Genomic DNA, 20,981 nt, shown 5'->3' with positions numbered 1-20,981 from the left:
AATTATATACAAATTATAAATAAGACTACCATACTTGATTAAAAGCTGATAATCTAATAACTATCCATATATACTTAAATAATGGAATTACGAATCTCTTTAATTTTTAAGATAATAATCTTAATCATTATAATTATGAGTTATATACAATGTATTTATGTTTAGCAAACACTTAATTTATGACTTTAAAAAACGATTACAAAACTATTTTTTTCTCACTTTTGGGAATATTTATTTTTTCCTGTATCAATGCTATAAATTTTTATAATTTTAAAATCTTTTTACTGCTAAATAAAAATCTAGGTGGAGAACAAATAAATCATATAAATCAAACTAAATTTATAGGTTCGATAATCGCAGGCTTTGCCTTAACACAGTTAATTAATAAGTTAAGTAATCAAAAAATTATTTTAATTAGCTTATCTTTATTAATTATTTGTACAATAAACCTAATTTTATTAAATAATTATACTCTAATTAAAATTAATTTTATTGTAATTAATTTTGGAACATTTTCATATTTCACTTCTATAACATTAGACATTATTGAGAGTAGCAAAGAAAAGAAATATTTTTTTTTAGCTTGTATAATGTTGTTATGGGCGGGTGGAAACTTAATGGTAGATTTATTAAATCCATTTATAACACCGACAAATAATACTATAGTAATTTGTGCATTATTATATTGTATCAATATACTAACCGAATTTCTGCATTATAATCCTACATCTCATAAATTAAATTTAAATTCCAAATTTTCATCCTTAATAAAAAATGTCGAATTACAATTATTGACAGGCTTCGTAGTTGCTTATGTCACCTTGGATATATTATGGTATTATGAAGCTTTTGCATTAAAGAAAGAATTAGCATTAATTAATTTAAGACTTATACTAAAATATATTTTTCTAGCAATATGTTTTTCTATAATTCCTATATGCTATATATTAAGCAAAGTAAATAAATATTTGGCTAATTTATCACTAACTATAATTCTGCTCGTCTGCTTTATTTTACTACCGCTTCATGGAACTAATAAAAACCTTAATATATTATATATAATACTAATCGGTAGTTGTTTAGGATCCATTTATATTTGCAATATTTTAATACTAATTGATAAATTTAGGGATTACGAACTTAGAACAGCTTTATTTTCGTATTTTTCAATGTGCAGCATCGGTACATATGCCGGAGCTTTATCATCTTATGTACCTTACGGCACTATTAACGGCAGTGATTTCTTATTTTCTGTTTTTGCCGTAGTCGGTAGTTTTGTAGCTTATCATTTTTGGTATTTTATTAAGTATACATTATATAGATTTTAATAAGACTTCTTGCATAACTTGCTAATAAGGGTAATTTGTACGTCGATCCGGTACTCGAATCCTCACGTTACTTGCGTGTACGCTGCGGTTCTGCGTTCCGTGTCTCCTGCAAATTTCTCCTTATTAGCAAGTTATGCAAGAAGTCTTATACTAACATAGACGAAGATCAACTTCAAAACGAGCAAGGAATCCACAAGGTGAGGAGCGGCGCGTATACTTAATACGTGAGTATCGCAACTCTTTTAGGATGACGCAGCCAATTTTTGAAGTTCATCGAGTATATGTGTAATATTCTGTAACATAATATAACTTGTATAATTTGGCATTAAATATTAATATTTAAATATATTTTTACAATGCCTAAAATGCAGCAAAGTACATTATTAAAACCGGTTAGTTGTTACGGAATCGGGGTCCACTCAGGAAAACGTACCCAGTTAACTATAGAACCCGCTAAAGAAAATACCGGAATTATATTCATTAGAACCGATATATCTTCTGAAAATAATTATATTGAAGCTAACTATTTCAATGTTTCCGATACCTTGTTATCTACCACTATCAGTAATGATCATAAAGTTCAAATTTCAACAATTGAACATTTAATGGCAGCACTTTGGGGATGCAGCATTGATAATGCAATTATTAAAATTGACGGTCCTGAAGTACCAATTATGGACGGCAGTAGTAAACCTTTTGTGTTTATGATTGAGTGTGCAGGAAAAAAATTACAAAATGCTCCTAAAAAATATCTAAAAATTTTAAAAGATATAAAAGTAGTGCATAAAGATTGTGAATTATATTGTACTCCTTCCGATCACATGACTGTAGATTTAACCATTGATTTTAGTAGTAAAGCTATAGGCAGACAAAATCTAAGTTTTAGGGATCAAGAATCTTTTACTAAAAATATTGCGGATGCTAGAACTTTTGGCTTTATAAGAGATGTTGATTATTTGAAAAGCAAAGGGCTTGCCCAAGGTGCCTCATTTGAGAATGCTATAGGAATAGATGAGCAGGATAAAATCTTAAATCCAAACGGATTACGTTATGAAGATGAATTTGTTCGCCATAAACTATTAGATTTATTCGGTGATTTATATACCAACGGCACTAGCATTGTAAGTGCAATTAAAGGCTACAAAACCAGCCATGCTCTTAATAATGAACTATTGCATAGAATATTTAGCGATACTACCTCTTACAAATTTGTAACTAGCAGTGAGTTATAATAATCATTTCATATTGTTAAATTTCGCTTGCTTTTTTGCATCATTTTTAAATTTTCACTTTTGGTCCTTTTTATTTCAGCATTATTAACTTTATCTTTATCCATAGCTTTAGTTAAAGGATTATATCCTTCGGCTTTACTAGGATTTTCATAAAATGGATTCATTACATTTTGAATATCTTTAACATAGCTCTCTTTGCTATTATCCATTGTTATTTTATTTTCTCTAAAAAATTCTTCTAAACCGTTTCTTTTTATTTCAGAATTAAAACTGCCTATTATTTCTCGAAATTTTTGTATTTTTTGGTCTTTATTCATACTCCAATAATTCTTATCCGTTATTAATTTTTTTAAAGCTAATGTTTGCAATACTTGATTTTTAGTATAATTCTCTAATTGTTCTAAATTTTCATATATAGGAGTATCTTGTTTTTTATATTCTTCATTTATATTTAATTTAAATATTGCTTTTATTTCTATTTTTTCCTTTTCAGTCAGACCGTCGATAATTAATGATGCGGTTGTCACTACACCGTAACCCGTAGCTTTTAATATATCAAGCACATTACCGCTAGCACCTTTAATAATAGAAGCGACCAAATTTGCGGCTCCACCTAAATTATTTCCAAATATTCGTCCTGTACTTTTCAATTTATTTACATTTAACTCATACTTATCTTGAGTAGCATACTTACCTGCCGTTTGCGGCGTATATAATTCATTTTTCAAAATATCTTTTAAGCTCGGTTCTAATGATAATATATAATCTTGCTGACTTTTAGCATTTCTGTTATGTACTAATAAATTATTCTCTTTATGAAGTTTACGCAAATCATGCACTTTCAAAGTCTCATTTACAGCTTGAATTCCTAAGCTAACTCCTGAAACAACAGCTACAGCTATAATTATCGGTGATATAGGAGTAAAAAGTCCAGAAACTGTAATTGCTATAGAAGCTATGGAAACTGCATAACTTAAACTATTGCTAAATAATATTTTACCGATTTTACTTTGTCTAAAACTAGTCCAATAAGATTTTAACTTATTAAATATTTTTCTAACCCTTGATTTTTTTGACATTTATTTTTCTCTCCAAAGAACAAATATTTTTATAAATTTTTCTTTTATTTATTTAATTAACTTCTCTTACAACTTAAATTATAGTATAAATTCTAATAAAAAAAACAAAATAAATGTCTGGAAAAGAATTAAATAAAATTGTTGCAGCCATCTTATTGGCTAGTTTAATTGCTATGATGGTTGGATTTGTTGCAAATATATTATACAAACCCACTCTAGAGTTACAACATCGCGGCTACAGTGTTGCGGTTCAAGAATCATCAGAAAATCAAAATACTACTGCACTAGAGCAAGCACCGGTAAATATACCAGAATTAATGAAGACTGCTAACGCCGATAACGGTCGTGAAATAGCCAAGAAATGTTTAATGTGTCATTCTCTTGATAAAGACGGTCCAAATAAACTAGGACCGCATCTTTGGGATGTAGCAGGCAGACCAAAAGCAAGCATAGCAGACTATAAATATTCCCCTGCTCTATCAAAACTTGGCGACGTATGGGATGATGATAGTTTATTTGCTTTCTTACATAAACCAAGTATCTATGCACCAGGAACTAAAATGTCCTTTGCCGGTATCTCAAAACCACAAGACATAGCTGACGTAATATTATTTTTAAAAACTTATGTTCATGATAAATAATTATCTCACCGAAATATGGTTAATAATAGGCATAATTTGCATAGTTGTTGAATTCTTTGCAGTTCCAAGTATTGGATTCTTATTCTTTGGGCTTGGAGCGTTATCAAACACTCTTGTGGTATATAACTACCCTCTAGTTAGCTTAACAAATCAAATAACATTTTTTGGTATATTATCGCTTATTTGGTTTTGCATATTATATTATCCTCTTAAAAAATATGTTTATAATAAAACTGATAAAACAAAAAATTACTCGGATATGATAGGCAAAACGGTAGAGGTTTATAGTTCTACAGTTTCTTCTGATACTATAGGACAAGTAAGATGGTCCGGTGCTATTATGAATGCTTACCTTGTTCCAAATGAAATCGATGCAAAAACAGGCGACCGACTTTTTATTATCGAAGTTAAAGGGAATGTACTAATTTGTTCTAGAGAAAAACCTAATAATAATTCTTAGCAAAATATTTCTAAATGACATTGCCCGCGTAAATACAAGTACTCATTGCAAGTAGGTATTGTGTTACGTGGATCATTTTATGTCATTCCCACGGAAGCGGGAATGACACTAAATGCATTTTCCAGTCCAACGCGGGCAGCCTCTCTAAATATTCTCTTTAAACCAATCAAAAGCTTTTTTAAAGAAGCTACTATTTGCATCAAGTCTAGTATGAGCAAATTCTTTTTGCTGTTTTAGAGCATGAATTTTTAGCATTCCTATAGTTGCTGAATACATGGCCGGATTATAGTCTTCTATAAAACCGGCAATAATCTCCGGTTTACCGATTCTACTCTGTTTTTCAAAAATTTTATTTGAAAGCTCTTTAAGTCCTCTAAGCTGAGACCCGCCGCCAGTAATTACAACTCTAAAAACTTCAACCTGCCCTTTTGTTGCTTTATCATATTCGGCTTTTACTATTGATAATATTTCTTCGGCTCTTGCTCTTATTACCTCCGCCAATTTATAAATTGTTACGGAAGTATTTAAAGTATGATGAGTATCAACCTGAAAATCCTCCATATTTATAATACTATCTTTTTCAAATAAAGGTATCATTGCATTACCGTATAAAATTTTTAATTTCTCTGCCGTAACAAGATCAATACCAAAGACTTTAGCAATATCCGAGCTAATATGAAAACTACCTATATTTACATGCCCCGTATATATTAATTTACCGGCAAAAAAAATGCCGAAAGAGGTAGTTTTATCCCCCATGTCGATGATAATCGAACCTAGATTTTTTTCATCATTCGTAAGACAGCTAATAGCAGAAGCATAAATTGCTAGAGTAATATTTGTGACTTCAACATGACATTTAGCGAAGCATTGTACAATATTTGATAACATATTTGAACTAGCAGCAATAATATGTAATTCACAACTAAGTTCTCTACCGTACATACCTATAGGATTCTCGACTGAATTATTATCAAGGGTAAATTCAAGAGGAAAATAATGAATAATTTCTTGGTTTTTAACTTTAAATTCAAGTAATGCTTTTTGTAGTAACTTTTTAATATCCTGCTGCGTTACGGTTTGCCCGTTAACTTTAATGGTATAATTAATATAATAAGATTTAGTGTCGGCACCTGATAACGATAATATAACTTTTTTTATATTTTTACCGCAATCTTTTTCAAGTGCGTAAATTGCTGAAACAATGCTAGTTTCAGCATTTTTTAAATCTGATATAACTCCTGATTTAATACCTTTAGAATGATGCAAATTTTGGCTAGCTACTTTAATTTCACCTTTTTTACTAATATAGGCAGCAATTACGGCAATCTTACTACTACCGAAATCAAGTGTAACAAAATTTGATATTTTCTCTTTCATTGTTTTATGCTTGTTATTCCAAAAACGTCATTGCGCGAAGAATTACAAAGTAATGCGACGAAGCAATCTCAGGATGCTTGATAAGAGTGCCACGTCGCAACTACGTTTCTCTTCGCAATGACGATTCTCAGTACTTCTCTATATAATACTTATGCTTATCCCTTAAATCCAAAACCTTATAATTTTGGTTAAATAGCTTATTAGCTTTATTTAGTGCATCGACATATTTTAATGCTTCTTCAAACTCTTTTTCAGGTAACTTAATACTTATATTACCTTTAAGATTTAAATCCCACCTTCTATCTCCGAGTCTTACAGCAGCTGAAGTTTTATTCATTAATGCCGGATATTTCTGCAGCTCTAATACTAATGTACCTGCATAGATATTCGCCCCTTCCCCTACAACATGTAATAAATGAGGAAAAGGTTGAATATTTTTACTAATTTCGTAACCTTCTTCATCGACTAAGAAAAGCTGATTATTAATTTGCCAAATAGCAATAGGTTCTCTTTCAAATAATTTTATATATACCGTATTTGGTAATCTTCTACTAACATATACTTCCTTGATCCATTTATTTTTCTTTAAATTATTTCTAATTTCGTCTAATTTAAGAGCAAAAATAGGACTGCCCTTATTCGCATTTAAAACCTTTAATATTGTAGGCTCATCGACATTTTGCTGTCCTTCAATGATAACATTCTCAAGTTTAAACCCAAGTTTTGTTGTTGTTTGGTATATATTTGTTGTTAAGTAGGTTTTTATGCCGGCAAAATATTTTGTAAAAACAAATAGACATACAAAGATAATTAAAGCAATCTTAAGCCCTAATATTGCTTTTTTGTAAATTAGTCCTAATTTTCGGCGTAATGAGATATTATTAGTTTTTTTTGTTTGTTTTTTTTTATTGGAGCTTGTTTTTTTTCTCATGATTCAAAGCTTGCCGTCTTTATAATTTCTTCAATTAAGTTAGTAAAATTTATCCCTGCATAAGCTGCAATTTCCGGCACTATTGATAAAGGCGTCATACCTGGGTGAGTATTTATCTCCAAAGCATATAACTTGTTTGTTTGCTCTTCTAAAATAAACTCTGCTCTAGCAGGACCTTTACAATTCATTGTTTTATAAATTTTTTCTGATTCTATAAGTAATTTCTCATATAAATTAGCAGGTAGCGGAACAGGACAAAGATGATCAGCAAATCCTTCGGTATATTTAGTTTCATAATCATAGAAACGATTCTTTAGTAATTTAATCTCTAAAGCTCCAAGAGCTTTGCCGTTTAATACCGCTACTTGTAATTCTCGCCCTTTTATATATTGTTCTATTATTACCTGATCACCGTAAGGAAAATCATAATCGGCAAAGTTAAAATCATCTTCTGCAAATATCACCTCAACACCAATACTTGAACCTTGTGTAAGAGGCTTAATAACGTACGGTCGTTTCATAGGATCATTTTTTATATTATCGCTTTTATTTACAACAATGCTTTCTGCCATATTAATATTATTCGTTAAAAACCAGCTCCTAGAATGTATTTTATTGAATGCTAAAGCTGAAGATAACACGCCGCTATGAGTATAAGGAATCCGCATTATATTAAGTAATCCTGGTAAACAACCGTCTTCACCATATGTACCGTGCAGACAATTAAAAACGATATCAGGTTTTATTTCTTGTAATCTAACTGCAATATCCGCTCCCATATCAATAAAGGTAACTCTATATCCTAATTCAATTAAAGCTTTACTAACTCCTTCGCTTGACACTAACGATACTTCACGCTCAGCAGACATACCGCCCGCCATTAATGCTATATGCTTTTTACCGGTACTACTTAATATTTTGACTATAGAGTGTTCTACCCAATGTGTTTGATATTTATGCATGTTTTTTCCTTTCTTATTAAATCCATTGTAATTCCTAACTAAAAGCGGCCTTGTTGCATAGCTCGAAAAACCTACTCGATGTCATCCCCGCCTTCGCGGGAATGACATAAAACTAGCTGCAACAACGCCATTTTTAATTAGGAATGACGTCCGATTCTCTTAATCTCCCACTCTAACTTAACCCCGCTATCTTCAAATACTTTCTGCCGGACGAAATCACCTAAATCTTCTAAATCCTTAGCGGTAGCATCACCGTTATTTATCATAAAATTACAATGAAGTTCTGACATCGAAGCACCGCCTATTCTATAGCCTCTAAGCCCCGCTTTGTCAATAAGTTCCCAAGATTTACGCCCTTCAGGATTTGCAAAAGTACTACCGCCCGTACGCTCTTTAATAGGCTGTGTAGATGATCTTGCATTATTTATTTCATTCATCCGTAATAATATATTTTCACTATCGCCTTTATTTATTTTAAAAACAGCTTTGAGAATAATTAAATTCTTTGGTAAATTATTACTGCGATATTTAAAACCGATTTCTTCATTTGTGAATGTTAAAAAGTTTCCTGCAAAGTCAATCGCTTCAATCTGCACTACAATATCTTTAAATTCAGAGCCGTAAGCACCGGCATTCATAGCAATACCGCCGCCGATAGTCCCTGGAATACCTACTAAAAACTCAAAACCGGAAATAGCATTTGCTTGACAAAATTTTGCTAAATTATAATTAAGGCAGCTGCTACCTACTATTAAATGATTATCTATAAACTCAATATTGCTAAAATTCTGACCAAGTTTTATAACGACCCCTTCTATGCCGCCGTCTCTTATAATAATATTTGAGCCTGCTCCAAAAGTCTTTATAGGTAATTTTTGCTTATTTTGTATTAAGAAACTTTTTAAATCTTCGCTATCTAAAGGTTTAAAGAAATTTTCAGCATTACCGCCTACTTTAAACCATGTTAAGTGTTTTAAATTATAATCTTTTTTATACTCGCCTTTTACTATCGGTAAAATTAACATATTTAGTCCTGCTATTCGCTTTACTGTTATCTTCACTCTTTTGTCCCCTAGTTCGCTTGACCCTATGTTATACGAACAGATGTCATTCCCGCGAAAGCGAGAATCCAGTTTTTTAAATAAATTATATAAAAATTTAGTATATAATTTTCTTTGTTTTTATCATTTTTTTCTGGATTCCCGCTTTCGCGGGAATGACATAAGAGCTATGCAACAATACCAGTCAAACCACGGTATGACAGCTAAAGCCACGGGATGACAATCTCCCATCTAATTCATTAGCAAAACTTGAAATATTACCTGCTCCCATCATAATTATCATATCACCGGAAGCTGCATTATCTATAATAACTCCAACCGCATCATCTAGCTCTGCTAGAAAATTTGCTTTATCGTGATGTTTATGCTTAGTAATCTTATCAACTAAACTTTGTCCTGTAATTCCTTCTATAGGGTTTTCACCTGCAGCATATATATCGGTAATATAGAGTATATCGGCATCAGCAAAGCAAAGCATAAAATCATCAAATAAATACTGCATTCTTGAATATCTGTGAGGCTGAAAAATAGCAATAACTTTACCGTTTTGTTTATTTGCTATATTTTTAGCCGTCGCAAGCGTTGCTTTGATTTCCTCAGGGTGATGAGCGTAATCATCGATAATTGAAGCCTTATTATATTCAGCTACTTTAGTAAATCTCCTCTTCACTCCTTTAAAATTATTAAAACCGTTTTTAATAGCTTTAATACCGAAATCTAATTCTATCCCAACGGCAATTGCAGCAAGACTATTTAAAATATTATGTCTTCCGGGCGTTGGAATAGTAATTTTTTCAATAATCGTTGTACCTAGTACATTTGGTAGACTAATTTTTACGTCAAAAGTAGAGGAGGCAATATCAGTGTTAATATTAAACGCTATAATATGAGCATCTTCCGAATCGATGCCGTAAGTAACAATCTTCCTTTCAGTAATATCATCTACTAACTTACGAACTATTTTATGATCGATACAACAAACGGCAAAACCGTAAAACGGCAAATTATTAATAAAGCTTCTAAAAGCACCAATTAATGTTTCAAAATCTCTATAATAATCTAAATGTTCAGGATCAATGTTAGTTATTATCGCAATAGTTGATGGAATATGAATAAACGTTGCATCCGATTCATCGGCCTCCGCAATTAAATAATTACTTGAACCAAGATATGCATTAGTCGATTTATTATTGATGATCCCACCGTTAATAACCGTAGGACATAAACCGGCTGCCTCAAATAAACAAGCAACTAAAGAAGTAGTAGTGGTTTTACCGTGCGATCCCGAAACTGCTACTGAACATTTTAATCTCATAAGTTCAGCAAGCATGTCCGCACGTCTAATAATTGGAATTTTACGCTCCAAAGCTTCTTTTATTTCAGGATTCTTTGGATTAATTGCCGATGAAATAACAACATACGACACATTGGTAATGTTCTGCTCGGCGTGTCCTAAAAATATTTTAATGCCGTATGACTCAAGCCTTTTTGTATTATAATTTTCTACTAAATCGGAACCTTGTACTTTATAACCTAGATTATGTAATATCTCAGCAATACCGCTCATGCCAACGCCGCCGATACCTATAAAATGTATAGTTTCCAAGGTTTGATTAGTTTTTTTTAATTCAAGTAACAGCATTTAAGTTTAATCATTTAAAATTGAGTTCTGCATATAGGTTTTAAGTAACATTGTCAAGCACTAACTGTGTCATACCGCGACTTGATCGCGGTATCCAGTTTAAAATATTAAAATCATTGATATTAAAAGTTATTTTTATGGATACCGTGGTCAAGTCACGGCATGACATCGGAGTCTTTTTCAAGAGCCAGGCAACAAAACCGGTTCAGTATGACAATCATTAAACCTCATCCACCCTGTCAAATTTTGCTTCGGAATAGAAGTTTCCTTGTAGCCCACCGACTTTTAGATCAATTAAAAATTTAGCTATTTCTCCGTTTTCTACGAATTCAGCTACCGTTGCAATACCTAAATCTTCTGAAATTTTAATCAATCTTTCTACGAAATACCTACTTTGTACATCACTTGTAATACTACGCACATATTTACTGTCAATTTTGATAATATCAATTGGTAAGCTTTGAAGTTGTTTAAAAGAAGTAAAACCCGCACCAAAATCGTCTAATGCAAATTTACATCCGTACTTACGTAGTTTATTAATAAATAAAGTTATTTTATCGTAATGCTCATTGAAAGAAGTTTCCGTAATTTCAATAATTAAACGATCCCGAACATTATGAGCTTTTAATAAGTTTTCTGCTATTTCCCATAAAGCTTCATCGCCTGTTCCTATATTTGAAATATTAACGGCTAACATTAAGTTTGGGTTGCGGGCAAGTTCATTAACAGTCATTTCTAAAACAATTTGATCAATTATAAAAATTAATCCTTTATTTTCAGCAATAGGGATTATAGGACCTACGGAAACATAAACACCGTTCTCGTCAGGTATACGAAGCAGACATTCATAATAATGAATCTTCATAGTATTGCGATCTATTACAGGCTGATAAGCAAATCGCATAGTCTTTTTTGCTAAGGCTTGTCGTAGTAAGTTAAGCTGAAGATTAGATTTTCTTATATTTTCCAAATCATGTTCTGTACTGCTATATTCACGGTAATAATAATTATTATTTTGTGAAAGTAACATATTTAATGTTTTTTCAATTTCTTTAGCATTATTACTTACTTTTGGAAATTTAATACTAGCAATATAACAATTCATATAAATTGCCGGCTTCTGTTCATTAATATAAAGCTGCAAAAATAAATATAATTTTCTAGCAAAATTTTTAATTAAGTCAGAATCAGTAGTATTTAGGATAAATAATATTCTATCTTTCTTTATTTTCTTAAACTTTGAAAAAATATTAAGTTCTTTGCCTACATCTTCAATGATTTGATCTAAATCTTCAATTATAAAATGCTTACCCTGCTCTATAAATTCTATTTCATCATAATTAACTAATCTACAAGCAAAACATACGCCTTTTTCCAATTTATCTATCGCATCTTGTAAATCTTTATAATCCGTTATTAATTCTGACATTGCCATGTGTATCATAAAATTATATACTTAAGAATATTAGGACATTTTTACTGTAAATGAAATAAAAATATGAACCGCATAGAAAGGATACAAGAAAAATTAAGTTTGTTAAAACCACATTTTCAAGAAATAATAGATGAAAGCTATAAACATGCTAGTCATTATAACGGAATTCACAGCCATATAAAAATAAGAATTTCTGCAGAAACATTACAGGGGAAAAGCCTAATTGCCAATCATCGCACTATTAATAACTTACTTGCCGATGAATTTAATAGCGGCTTGCATGCTTTATCGATAGAGGTACTATGAAAACAAATAATATTTTAAAAGTAGCCGTTGGAGCTAGCAGCGTAGCACAAAAAGCCTTAAATAGTATAACGGATAAAAGCTGTGGCATAATTGAGGATAAAATACTTAAAGGGAATTACGTCACTCGCGAAGAATTTGAAAAATTACAAACTTTAGTAATAAAACTCAAGAAAGAATTAGCAGAGTTAAAGAGCAAATAATTAATCAACTGGTTTCAGAATTTTCTATTTTTGCTTTTAGCTCTTCTATTTCTTCTATAGTTAGTCCTGTTGAATCTGCTATTATATTGACATCTATATCTTTAAGTAACAAGTTCTTTGCTATTTCTATGCTTATTTCAGCTTTCCCTTTTTCACACTGTTCGTCTAAAGCTATTTCCTAGGCATCTTCCATTAATTTCGCTCTTATATAGGAATCATATTCTTCGGCGGTGAGGTTATGCATTTCTATTATATTGCATCTAATACTTTCTCGCTCTTTATATTTGCAGGTGAGCTGTTTTATGTTTCTGCACACTTAAATAAATGTAGCCACTCATCTATAGTAGTTTCAATCTTATCTTTATCAAAATTTTTAAGCTCTATAAATACATAGAAAAATCAAATAAATATTGCTTATTTGTTTTAGTTTCAAGCATTTTATGAAGACTTATACAAGGTACTTCATCATCAAACATTTTAGTCTTAATAAGTGAAATAACTATTACCGGTAATAAATCTTTATGCTTTATTCCTTGTGTAAGTTGCTGTACGTAAGAATGAGCAGAATAATATTGCACTCTTTTTAAGTAATCGCTTTCATTTCTTTTTTGCATCTCGATTATATACCAGCTACTGGCTTCATCTTTAACCTTTAAATCAAATATGCTTTTTGTTCCCTTTATCGAGCATAGGTACTTGCTCTACAGGTATAAATTCTATTGCTTTAATTCTAAGCCCCTCAGGTAGTGCAAGAACTGCATTGATAAATTCCTTGAACCTCTCTAAATCACGAAAGATTTTTTTAAATACACTATCATTAGTGGGATCTAAATATCTTTGTATATTAATTATTACTTTTGGTATTACTCATATTATATAGCTTTTTAAGTAATCAGTAAATAATACTAGAATATGTACTTTTAATAGAATAATTATTGCTATTTTTTAACAAAAATTACGTACTTTGATCCGTTCTAATGGATACGATTGCTGACATGCCGGGAACTAGATTAGCATTTGGGGATTCAAAATCTATTAAAACAGGTACACGTTGTACGCTTTTAGTAAAATTACCGGTAGCATGATCTGGTGGGATTAAGCTAAATTTAGAGCCGGTAGCAGGAGCAATATTACGAATCTTCCCGTAAATTACCTTTTTAGGCAAAGCATCAAATTCAATTTTGACTTTCATGCCGGACTTAAATTTCTGAATTTGTGTTTCTTTAAAATTAGCCTGAATATACATAGTATTATCTTGAACTATAGAAAACAACGCCCTACCCGGTACTATGTAATTTCCGACTTCTAAACTACTATTACCGAATATACCGGGTACCATAGCAATAAGTTTAGTATTTTGTAAGCTCCTAAAGGTTACTTTTTTATTTTCTGTTAGCTCTTTAAGTTTTTCCTGTTCTGCTGCTTTTTCAAGCTCAAGAAGCTGTAAATGTTGCTTAGATATATCTAAATCTAATTGTGCTTGTTTATAATCTGTTTTGGCTTTTTGATATGCGTTTTTAGAATCATCTAACGTTTTAGAGCTAGCAAATTTTGCCTTATTTAATTCCTGCACTCTCATAACATCTGTTGCAACAATATCAAAGCTTATTTTATTAAGCTTTAATTTTTCAGCTGCTTGCTCTAGGCTAATCTGCCCTATTGAGATTTTTTGCTCTATAATTTCTATATTTTTTATGCAAGCTTCAATAGATGCTTCAAGTGCTGCAAGCTTTGCCTTATAATCTCTATCGTCAATTTCACCTATCAGATCACCTTTATTAACTTTAGTATTATCGGTAACAAATAACTTTGTTAAAACACCGCTAACTTCAGCACTAACATTTGAAATATCTGCATCTATGTAAGCATTATCCGTGGATTGTGTATTTGCCCAAACATAAATTCTATATCCCAAATAAATACATATGATTAAGGCTATAATAATTACATATTTAGTAAATGGATGATGTTTATATTTGTCGATAGCTTGTTGTAATACACTCGGCATAATTAACTTCACCAATACCCTCTATGTTTCAGAAAATAACAAATTGGTATAGAAAGAATATATATAACTGCAATTAACGGCAGTGAATACCATGGATATATGATAAGATTTATAATAACAATAGCAACTAAAATCATTGCAAGCGATAAATATTCAGGTTTAATACTCAAATTTTTTGTTGAGATTGTAGGCAGCCTACTAGCAAGTAGAAAAGCTATAATAGCCAAATATATATTAATTGTTATAGTGTGAGTACGGGTATTGATATTTAATAACGTACCGATTTCAAAATCTATCATTACAGGCATTAAAGCAAGTAAAGCACCACATGGGGCAGGTACACCGGTAAAAAAATAGTCAGTTTTTTTATCTTGTTTCGGTTGATAAATACCAACGTTAAAGCGAGCTAAACGTAGTGCCATACACACTATAAATAATAACATTACCGCTGATGAAAATACCTTATACTCATATTGTTGAAAAGACCATAAATATATCAGATAGGCAGGAGCTATACCGAAATTAGCAAAATCGCATAATGAATCAAGCTCTGCACCAAATGGGCTAACTGCATTTAGCATCCTTGCTATTCTACCGTCGATACCGTCAATAATTGCCGCTACTATAATGCAATATACCGCAAGTTCCCATCTGCTATCCAAAGCAAATTTTATAGAACTCATACCGGTTACTAAACCAAGCAACGTAATAAAGTTGGGAATTAATTTTATTAGAGGTACAGGCTTAGTTATTATAGATTTACGAATTTTTAACAATTTTTATACTCAAAATGTATTTATCACGTCATTGCAATGAAAAAACAGTGTGGTTGCATGGCTGTCAATGTCTCATTCCCGCTTTCGCGGGAATGAGATAAACAAACCATGCCTACGGCTGCTCGCAATGACGGTTTTAAAGTTATGAGGCTACTTCCTCTCAAACTTAAATTCTGTTGTCTTTTTACGTCCAAAATCAGCAATGATAGTTTCACCGCCTATAGCAGTCTGCCCTTTACTCACTAATAAAGCTGTTTTCAACGGTAGATAAACATCTACTCTGCTACCGAAACGAATTATACCGTATCGCTCGCCCGTTTTAACTTCATTACCCTCTTCTAAATCACAAACTATACGCCTTGCTATAAGTCCGGCTATTTGAACAAAAACAATTTTCTGACCTTGAGCAGTTTCCATTAATACTGATTGACGCTCATTATAAATACTAGCTTTATCGAGTGAAGCATTAAAAAATTTTCCTGGATTATAATGAAGTGCTAAAATTTTTCCGTTTGCCGGGATTCTATTAACATGGACATTAAAAATATTTAGAAAAATACTAACTCTAATCATTTCCACATCACCAAGCCCTAATTCCGGAGGCGGCAATGCTTCCTTAATTTCTTGAATTATTCCATCTGCAGGACTTATTACCAGATCATTACTTATAGGCACAACGCGATCAGGATTACGGAAAAAATAAATACACCAAGCAGTAGCAATACATCCAATACAGCCAAGTTTTTCATTAAATGATGCTAATAAAAAACTTACTAATGCAAAGCTAGCAATAAATATATATCCTTCGCGGTGAATAATTTTAAATAAATCATTATATTGTTTCATTTTAATCTCTATGAATCTCCTTATTATTTTTAACTATGCCTGCTCTGCTTTATCCTCTTGGTTCTCACTCTCGTTTTCATCTTCGTCTTGAGGGGTAGCTTGGACTTCTTGCGCAGAACCAAGAGCATATACGCATAAATCCGGGAGTGGAACACCGTTTTTTTTTGCAAGATCATTTAGCTGTGATATTGCTTTCATAACATCATCAGAAATAGTACCGCCTCTTTCGTCAGATAACCATTTTGCTTGAAATTGTAGCGGATGATGCCCTTCTTGAGGCGTACCTATATAAAACTTAAACTTGGCTCTTTGTCCACTAAAATCGCAGTCAAATTCAAACTCTTTATAATGTGCCATAACTTTATGAAATAATTATATTAATATTATTATAATAATAAAAATGCAAATCTAAAATAATTTCTTGTCTAATATTTTTTAAGTTTTTTAGCAATATAACGATTTGAATATAGAAATTTATCGCTAGAATCTATAATTATCCCGCCTGCTTCCTTAATAAAAAGCTCAAATGCATAATATAATGTAAAATTTAATAATGATAAACATATTAAATCCGCTTTACCTGACGCTACAAGCATAGCCCCATAGCAAAGAGAACCAAAAGATCTAATATTATCTACCTCTATCTCCTCCAAATCATTATGATTTACATCTTCAATAATTGCTAAACAGTTTTTTAAATCGGCATTATCGGAAACTCTAAGTCTTAATCCTTGATAATTAGAGTTTAAATTATTTTTTTCTATCCAAGCTCCCTTACCTTTTTCAGCATAATAAATTTCATTAAGAGCAGGAAAATATATTACTGTAGAAGTAGGAGTTAAAACTTCTTGATTCCTTTTTAAATAAGTTACGGATATCGCAAAAAAAGGTATGCTTCTGGCAAAATTATTTGGGCTATCTATAGGATTAATTAAAAAAACACTCTCATAATTATTATTTAAATCGAATTTATCCTCCGGAAAAAATAAATATTGTGTATGTTTTTGTAATTCTTCACATAATAAAGTTTTTAATTTTACATAAGATCGCTTACAAAATTCTTCATTTCTTACAGAATTTTTTTGTAGCATTTCGAGTTCTAAAAAATCTCTATGCAAAAACTTAACAGCTTTACGCAGGGCATTAATTAATAAATTAGTTATAGGTTGCATTTGATATTTTTACTTTAAGATATTAGTTTTAGCAATTATGTCGTATGGCTTTAAAAAATTGATACCATTCCTCGCTAAAAGCATTGCCTGAGTGGATGCTGAAAGTCGTCATTGCGAGGAAAAACTGTAAGTTTTGACTAAGCAATCTCAGGATATTTGACGAGATTGCCACGCAGCCTACGGCTGCTCGCAATGACGGGGTGGTATCCACACAGGCAATGCCTTCGCTGGAATGACATCCATAGTTCAATAAAACAGCTTACTTCGCTCTCTCGACATATGTCATATCATCAGTTTTAACAACAATTTTTTCTCCTATTTCTAAATATTGCGGGACCTTAACTTTAATACCGTTTTCTAAAATTGCTGGTTTATAAGAAGCGGTAGCGGTTGCTCCTTTTATTACCGGATCAGTTTCACTAATTTCAAGTATAACAGTTGTAGGAAGCTCAATATTTAAAGGCTTATCATTATAAAATTCGACTTTAACAATCATATTTTCAGTTAAGAAAGATAATTTTTCTTCTAACATTTCCTTGGAAATATTTATTTGATCAAAATGTTTGGTATCCATTAATACCAAATCATCACCTTCAAAATATAAAAATTGATATTCTTTTTGTTCAAGTGCGGCTTTTTCTAAATAATCGGCAGAACTGAATCTTTCGTTACGCTTTGTCCCTGTTTTTAAATTTTTCATCTCAACTTGTACATAAGCTCCACCTTTCCCGGGTTGAGTATGTTCCGGTGTTTTGCTGACAACCCATAAAGCATTATTATAAACTAATATGTTACCTGTTCTAATTGAATTTGCTGAAATTTTCATATATCATACATTTAAGACTTAAAATTAAAGTATAAATATACAAATTATTTCCTTTAAAAACAAGAATTTAATCTTATGACCACAATATTAGTAGTAGATGATATAGAACCCAATATTAAGTTACTAACAGCCAAACTTTTAAAAGAGTATTATACGGTTCTTACTGCAAATAGCGGTAAAAAAGCACTAGCAATTCTTAAAAAGGGAACAATTGATATTATACTACTTGATGTTATGATGCCGGAAATGGATGGATTTGAGGTATGTAAAACAATAAAAACCGATCCGGAAACTACTCATATACCGGTTGTAATGGTAACTGCACTTTCCGATATTGATGATCGAGTTAAAGGTCTGGAGGCAGGAGCTGATGAGTTTTTAACAAAACCGATTAACGATACTGCCCTATTTGTAAGACTTAAATCGCTATCTAGAATGAAAAGCTTAATTGATGAGTTAAAGCTTCGTAATAGTACTAATGCATTATTAGGCGTAACAAATATCGCAATACATGACACTTGTGCAGATAAAAAAATATTACTAATTAATGATGATGTGGTACAAGCTAAAAATATAAAACAAATATTACTTAAGCTTACCCAAAACGTAAAGGTAATAAGTAATTCCGATGAATTAGATATTATAAATGAATATACCCCCGATTTAGTAATTATCAGTAGTACGCTCGAAAATGACGATCCTTTGAGGATCAGTGTTATTTTAAGAGGTAAAGCAGAAATAAGCGGCGTAGTAATAATTTTACAAATTGATGAAGACTGTATGCCTTTGGTTGTGAAAGGTATTGAACTCGGTATTAATGATTATTTCGTTTATCCTATAGAGGAAAGCGAATTGCTTGCTAGAATTAGAACACAATTAAGACGTAAGCAATATCAAGATAATTTACGTAATGATCTTGAACAAAGTGTCAATTTAGCAGCTAAAGACGGTCTAACCGGCTTATTTAATCGTCGCTATTTCGATATACATCTCAAACAAATGATTGAGAAAACTAATAAAGAAAGTATTAAATTATATTTACTTATGTGCGATATCGACAATTTTAAACATATAAACGATACTTACGGTCATCAAGCAGGCGATAAGGTTTTAACAATTGTATCCCGTATTTTGAAGAATACTCTCAGAGTCACAGACTTAATAGCAAGATTCGGCGGTGAAGAATTTACTATACTCTTAACGGATATAGATATTTCTAAAGCAATTGAAACTGCGGAGAGAGTTAGAGTTAAAATAGAATATATGAATTTTCACATTGAAGATCAAATTGAACCTTTAAAAACAACTATTTCAATCGGAGTTACGAAATATAAAAAAGAAGAATCAATAGAATCTTTCATTGAACGTGCTGACAAAGCTATGTATGAAGCTAAAACAACGGGTAAAAATAAAGTAGTAAAATTATAATTGATTTTTTAAAGTAAAAAAGTAATGAGCAATTCTTCCAAAAAACATCTTGATTTACCATATAGACCAGGGGTCGGCATGATGATATTAAATGCCGATAACCATATATTCGTCGGTAAAAGAATAGATACAAAAATATCTGCATGGCAAATGCCGCAAGGTGGGATAGTTCCCGGCGAAACACCAAGTATTGCAGCAATGCGTGAGATGTTAGAAGAAATAGGCAGCGATAAAGGATATATTATTGCCGAAAGCAAATTCTGGTATAGTTATGATGTACCAAGCTTTTTAATACCTAAACTGTGGAACGGTAATTTTCGTGGACAAAAACAACGCTGGTTTTTAATTAGGTTTACCGGAAATAACGAAGATATTAATATAAATACCTCTAATCCGGAATTTGACCAATGGCGTTGGACATCACTTGATGAACTCTTATCTATTATAATACCGTTTAAACGTAAACTTTACCAAGCCGTCGTAAAAGAATTTGAATCATTAATTCAGTAAAAATTTTATATATATAGTACTTGTAGAGCAGCACTATTTACCTCTTTATCACCTTCAATTCATTCATTTATAGCACTAAATAATGAAATATCCATATCATTGCCTAAAGTAAATACAGCACACTCATTTGTTCTTCTAAACAATAAACTAATATCTTTATCGCAACTAGATTCAATCATATAATATGTACTATTATTCTTTATTAGGTTATAATTATTATCACCGATTATATGTGCAGTAAATGCATTTGCTAGATTAGATATAGTTATATTAGCAATAAAATCTTTTACTTCTCTTATATAAAATAAGTTTATAATAAAATTACTTAGACAGTGATTTGTTGTTTCAGTTTCCCAATTAACCGTATCAATTTGAGTTTCCGGCATTAAAAATCATGAATTTATATCTTCAAACGCAAATTTTAGCTCTCTAACCAATCCACATAAAACATATTTTTTATCAGCAATATGTACAAAGGTATGATCAGGATGCTCATCTAAAAAATATGGAGGTATTAGAAAAAGGTTTTAAATGTACAGAATATACCTTATTTCTATCAAGACTTTGGTCATAACTATTTTCACTAGAATCAGCTGGTATTAAATTTGGTAATAAGATAAGTCTACAAAAATAACCGATTAAATTAACTATATTTGGTAAAAATTTAATATGATAATTTGGCATAACGTTACTTTATGTTTATTATAACATGTCTTATTATTAAATATTATTAAGATTATTATTATAATTCAATTAAT

At 31.2% G+C, this 20,981-nt stretch carries 24 protein-coding genes and 2 pseudogenes; 8 read left to right on the top strand and 18 right to left on the bottom strand.

Going from position 1 to position 20,981, the window contains the following annotated elements; all coding sequences use genetic code 11:
* The first annotated feature begins 179 nt into the window (after positions 1–179).
* Positions 180–1,328, top strand: coding sequence for an MFS transporter (locus RJP_RS01830; protein WP_014120619.1), 1,149 nt, complete (start codon positions 180–182; stop codon positions 1,326–1,328).
* On the opposite strand, the pseudogene RJP_RS11240 reads toward RJP_RS01830, so the two are convergent.
* Positions 1,318–1,467, bottom strand: a pseudogene (locus tag RJP_RS11240) (palindromic element RPE1 domain-containing protein); the annotation flags it as partial. The gene RJP_RS01830 and the pseudogene RJP_RS11240 overlap by 11 nt on opposite strands.
* A 226-nt stretch (positions 1,468–1,693) precedes the next feature.
* Here RJP_RS11240 and lpxC point away from each other — a divergent pair.
* The gene (lpxC, locus tag RJP_RS01825; RefSeq protein WP_014014043.1) at positions 1,694–2,560 is read left to right on the top strand and encodes a UDP-3-O-acyl-N-acetylglucosamine deacetylase; all 867 of its coding nucleotides are present in this window, start codon (positions 1,694–1,696) and stop codon (positions 2,558–2,560) included.
* An 8-nt stretch (positions 2,561–2,568) separates the two neighbouring features.
* Here the strand turns inward: lpxC and RJP_RS01820 are convergent, their stop codons facing one another.
* Positions 2,569–3,639, bottom strand: a complete 1,071-nt coding sequence (locus RJP_RS01820) for a hypothetical protein (RefSeq protein WP_014120617.1) — start codon at positions 3,637–3,639, stop codon at positions 2,569–2,571.
* Positions 3,640–3,752: 113 nt separating this feature from the next.
* Here RJP_RS01820 and RJP_RS01815 point away from each other — a divergent pair, with 113 nt between their 5' ends.
* Positions 3,753–4,280, top strand: a complete 528-nt coding sequence (locus RJP_RS01815; protein WP_014014041.1) for a c-type cytochrome — start codon at positions 3,753–3,755, stop codon at positions 4,278–4,280.
* Entirely contained in the window at positions 4,264–4,740 is a 477-nt protein-coding gene (locus RJP_RS01810; RefSeq protein WP_012152576.1) for an NfeD family protein, read from the top strand. The genes RJP_RS01815 and RJP_RS01810 overlap by 17 nt, the downstream gene beginning before the upstream one ends.
* Positions 4,741–4,884: 144 nt before the next feature.
* On the opposite strand, the gene ftsA is transcribed toward RJP_RS01810, so the two are convergent.
* The 6 genes from ftsA to RJP_RS01780 form a co-directional block, all read right to left on the bottom strand.
* Positions 4,885–6,120: a cell division protein FtsA gene (gene ftsA, locus RJP_RS01805; protein WP_014120616.1), complete on the bottom strand. Its 1,236-nt coding sequence runs from the start codon at positions 6,118–6,120 to the stop codon at positions 4,885–4,887.
* A 127-nt stretch (positions 6,121–6,247) separates the two neighbouring features.
* Positions 6,248–7,051 carry a cell division protein FtsQ/DivIB gene (locus tag RJP_RS01800; RefSeq protein ID WP_014014038.1) on the bottom strand — a complete coding sequence of 268 codons (804 nt, stop codon included), beginning with the start codon at positions 7,049–7,051 and terminating at the stop codon, positions 6,248–6,250.
* Entirely contained in the window at positions 7,048–8,013 is a 966-nt protein-coding gene (locus RJP_RS01795) for a D-alanine--D-alanine ligase (protein WP_014120615.1), read from the bottom strand. The genes RJP_RS01800 and RJP_RS01795 overlap by 4 nt, the downstream gene beginning before the upstream one ends.
* A 137-nt stretch (positions 8,014–8,150) precedes the next feature.
* On the bottom strand, positions 8,151–9,038 hold the full coding sequence (gene murB / locus RJP_RS01790; RefSeq protein WP_014120614.1) for a UDP-N-acetylmuramate dehydrogenase: 888 nt from the start codon (positions 9,036–9,038) through the stop codon (positions 8,151–8,153).
* Between the two features lie 220 nt (positions 9,039–9,258).
* Positions 9,259–10,716 carry a UDP-N-acetylmuramate--L-alanine ligase gene (murC, locus tag RJP_RS01785; protein WP_014014035.1) on the bottom strand — a complete coding sequence of 486 codons (1,458 nt, stop codon included), beginning with the start codon at positions 10,714–10,716 and terminating at the stop codon, positions 9,259–9,261.
* 220 nt (positions 10,717–10,936) lie between these two features.
* Positions 10,937–12,160: an EAL domain-containing protein gene (locus RJP_RS01780; RefSeq protein WP_014120613.1), complete on the bottom strand. Its 1,224-nt coding sequence runs from the start codon at positions 12,158–12,160 to the stop codon at positions 10,937–10,939.
* 54 nt (positions 12,161–12,214) lie between these two features.
* Here RJP_RS01780 and RJP_RS01775 point away from each other — a divergent pair, with 54 nt between their 5' ends.
* Both RJP_RS01775 and RJP_RS01770 read left to right on the top strand, forming a co-directional pair.
* Positions 12,215–12,457 carry a BolA family protein gene (locus tag RJP_RS01775; protein ID WP_014014033.1) on the top strand — a complete coding sequence of 81 codons (243 nt, stop codon included), beginning with the start codon at positions 12,215–12,217 and terminating at the stop codon, positions 12,455–12,457.
* A complete protein-coding gene (locus RJP_RS01770; RefSeq protein WP_004996338.1) occupies positions 12,454–12,657 on the top strand; it encodes a hypothetical protein in 204 nt (67 codons plus the stop codon). Before RJP_RS01775 ends, RJP_RS01770 begins: the two co-directional genes overlap by 4 nt.
* 380 nt (positions 12,658–13,037) lie before the next feature.
* On the opposite strand, the gene RJP_RS10255 is transcribed toward RJP_RS01770, so the two are convergent.
* From RJP_RS10255 to efp, 8 genes are all read right to left on the bottom strand, one after another.
* Complete coding sequence (locus tag RJP_RS10255; RefSeq protein ID WP_231839126.1) at positions 13,038–13,277, bottom strand: Rpn family recombination-promoting nuclease/putative transposase; 240 nt, start codon at positions 13,275–13,277, stop codon at positions 13,038–13,040.
* Positions 13,278–13,314: 37 nt separating this feature from the next.
* Positions 13,315–13,500 (bottom strand): hypothetical protein, encoded by a 186-nt coding sequence (locus RJP_RS11235; protein WP_081497961.1) that lies wholly within the window; start codon positions 13,498–13,500, stop codon positions 13,315–13,317.
* Between the two features lie 112 nt (positions 13,501–13,612).
* Positions 13,613–14,665, bottom strand: coding sequence for an HlyD family secretion protein (locus tag RJP_RS01760; RefSeq protein ID WP_014014030.1), 1,053 nt, complete (start codon positions 14,663–14,665; stop codon positions 13,613–13,615).
* 8 nt (positions 14,666–14,673) lie between these two features.
* Positions 14,674–15,441: a CDP-alcohol phosphatidyltransferase family protein gene (locus RJP_RS01755; RefSeq protein WP_014120611.1), complete on the bottom strand. Its 768-nt coding sequence runs from the start codon at positions 15,439–15,441 to the stop codon at positions 14,674–14,676.
* A gap of 150 nt (positions 15,442–15,591) precedes the next feature.
* Positions 15,592–16,287 (bottom strand): phosphatidylserine decarboxylase, encoded by a 696-nt coding sequence (locus RJP_RS01750; RefSeq protein ID WP_014014028.1) that lies wholly within the window; start codon positions 16,285–16,287, stop codon positions 15,592–15,594.
* Between the two features lie 33 nt (positions 16,288–16,320).
* The gene (locus tag RJP_RS01745) at positions 16,321–16,644 is read right to left on the bottom strand and encodes a DUF2610 domain-containing protein (protein ID WP_014014027.1); all 324 of its coding nucleotides are present in this window, start codon (positions 16,642–16,644) and stop codon (positions 16,321–16,323) included.
* Between the two features lie 68 nt (positions 16,645–16,712).
* Complete coding sequence (locus tag RJP_RS01740) at positions 16,713–17,459, bottom strand: inositol monophosphatase family protein (protein ID WP_014120610.1); 747 nt, start codon at positions 17,457–17,459, stop codon at positions 16,713–16,715.
* A 259-nt stretch (positions 17,460–17,718) separates the two neighbouring features.
* On the bottom strand, positions 17,719–18,285 hold the full coding sequence (gene efp / locus RJP_RS01735; protein WP_014014025.1) for an elongation factor P: 567 nt from the start codon (positions 18,283–18,285) through the stop codon (positions 17,719–17,721).
* Positions 18,286–18,360: 75 nt separating this feature from the next.
* Between efp and RJP_RS01730 the strand changes: the two genes are divergently transcribed.
* Positions 18,361–19,713, top strand: coding sequence for a PleD family two-component system response regulator (locus tag RJP_RS01730; protein WP_014120609.1), 1,353 nt, complete (start codon positions 18,361–18,363; stop codon positions 19,711–19,713).
* 24 nt (positions 19,714–19,737) lie between these two features.
* Positions 19,738–20,223 (top strand): RNA pyrophosphohydrolase, encoded by a 486-nt coding sequence (locus RJP_RS01725; protein ID WP_014120608.1) that lies wholly within the window; start codon positions 19,738–19,740, stop codon positions 20,221–20,223.
* A gap of 59 nt (positions 20,224–20,282) precedes the next feature.
* Here RJP_RS01725 and RJP_RS01720 read toward each other — a convergent pair whose 3' ends face one another.
* Together RJP_RS01720 and RJP_RS01715 are read right to left on the bottom strand one after the other, a co-directional pair.
* Entirely contained in the window at positions 20,283–20,609 is a 327-nt protein-coding gene (locus RJP_RS01720; protein WP_037215261.1) for a hypothetical protein, read from the bottom strand.
* A gap of 6 nt (positions 20,610–20,615) precedes the next feature.
* A pseudogene (locus tag RJP_RS01715) lies at positions 20,616–20,907 on the bottom strand (hypothetical protein).
* Positions 20,908–20,981 lie beyond the last annotated feature (74 nt).

It is taken from the genome of Rickettsia japonica YH, from assembly GCF_000283595.1.
In the GTDB taxonomy this organism is placed as follows: domain Bacteria; phylum Pseudomonadota; class Alphaproteobacteria; order Rickettsiales; family Rickettsiaceae; genus Rickettsia; species Rickettsia rickettsii.
The sequence above is the reverse complement of the archived record's forward strand: the minus strand, read 5'-3'. Positions and strand labels throughout refer to the sequence as shown.

What these genes read in the sequence shown, in the direction of transcription:
- RJP_RS01830 (WP_014120619.1), top strand. Translation starts at nt 180, where the DNA reads ATGACTTTAAAAAACGATTACAAAACTATTTTTTTCTCACTTTTGGGA.
- lpxC (WP_014014043.1), top strand. Translation starts at nt 1,694, where the DNA reads ATGCAGCAAAGTACATTATTAAAACCGGTTAGTTGTTACGGAATCGGG.
- RJP_RS01820 (WP_014120617.1), bottom strand. Translation starts at nt 3,639, where the DNA reads ATGTCAAAAAAATCAAGGGTTAGAAAAATATTTAATAAGTTAAAATCT.
- RJP_RS01815 (WP_014014041.1), top strand. Translation starts at nt 3,753, where the DNA reads ATGTCTGGAAAAGAATTAAATAAAATTGTTGCAGCCATCTTATTGGCT.
- RJP_RS01810 (WP_012152576.1), top strand. Translation starts at nt 4,264, where the DNA reads ATGTTCATGATAAATAATTATCTCACCGAAATATGGTTAATAATAGGC.
- ftsA (WP_014120616.1), bottom strand. Translation starts at nt 6,120, where the DNA reads ATGAAAGAGAAAATATCAAATTTTGTTACACTTGATTTCGGTAGTAGT.
- RJP_RS01800 (WP_014014038.1), bottom strand. Translation starts at nt 7,051, where the DNA reads ATGAGAAAAAAAACAAGCTCCAATAAAAAAAAACAAACAAAAAAAACT.
- RJP_RS01795 (WP_014120615.1), bottom strand. Translation starts at nt 8,013, where the DNA reads ATGCATAAATATCAAACACATTGGGTAGAACACTCTATAGTCAAAATA.
- murB (WP_014120614.1), bottom strand. Translation starts at nt 9,038, where the DNA reads ATGTTAATTTTACCGATAGTAAAAGGCGAGTATAAAAAAGATTATAAT.
- murC (WP_014014035.1), bottom strand. Translation starts at nt 10,716, where the DNA reads ATGCTGTTACTTGAATTAAAAAAAACTAATCAAACCTTGGAAACTATA.
- RJP_RS01780 (WP_014120613.1), bottom strand. Translation starts at nt 12,160, where the DNA reads ATGATACACATGGCAATGTCAGAATTAATAACGGATTATAAAGATTTA.
- RJP_RS01775 (WP_014014033.1), top strand. Translation starts at nt 12,215, where the DNA reads ATGAACCGCATAGAAAGGATACAAGAAAAATTAAGTTTGTTAAAACCA.
- RJP_RS01770 (WP_004996338.1), top strand. Translation starts at nt 12,454, where the DNA reads ATGAAAACAAATAATATTTTAAAAGTAGCCGTTGGAGCTAGCAGCGTA.
- RJP_RS01760 (WP_014014030.1), bottom strand. Translation starts at nt 14,665, where the DNA reads ATGCCGAGTGTATTACAACAAGCTATCGACAAATATAAACATCATCCA.
- RJP_RS01750 (WP_014014028.1), bottom strand. Translation starts at nt 16,287, where the DNA reads ATGAAACAATATAATGATTTATTTAAAATTATTCACCGCGAAGGATAT.
- RJP_RS01745 (WP_014014027.1), bottom strand. Translation starts at nt 16,644, where the DNA reads ATGGCACATTATAAAGAGTTTGAATTTGACTGCGATTTTAGTGGACAA.
- RJP_RS01740 (WP_014120610.1), bottom strand. Translation starts at nt 17,459, where the DNA reads ATGCAACCTATAACTAATTTATTAATTAATGCCCTGCGTAAAGCTGTT.
- efp (WP_014014025.1), bottom strand. Translation starts at nt 18,285, where the DNA reads ATGAAAATTTCAGCAAATTCAATTAGAACAGGTAACATATTAGTTTAT.
- RJP_RS01730 (WP_014120609.1), top strand. Translation starts at nt 18,361, where the DNA reads ATGACCACAATATTAGTAGTAGATGATATAGAACCCAATATTAAGTTA.
- RJP_RS01725 (WP_014120608.1), top strand. Translation starts at nt 19,738, where the DNA reads ATGAGCAATTCTTCCAAAAAACATCTTGATTTACCATATAGACCAGGG.
- RJP_RS01720 (WP_037215261.1), bottom strand. Translation starts at nt 20,609, where the DNA reads ATGCCGGAAACTCAAATTGATACGGTTAATTGGGAAACTGAAACAACA.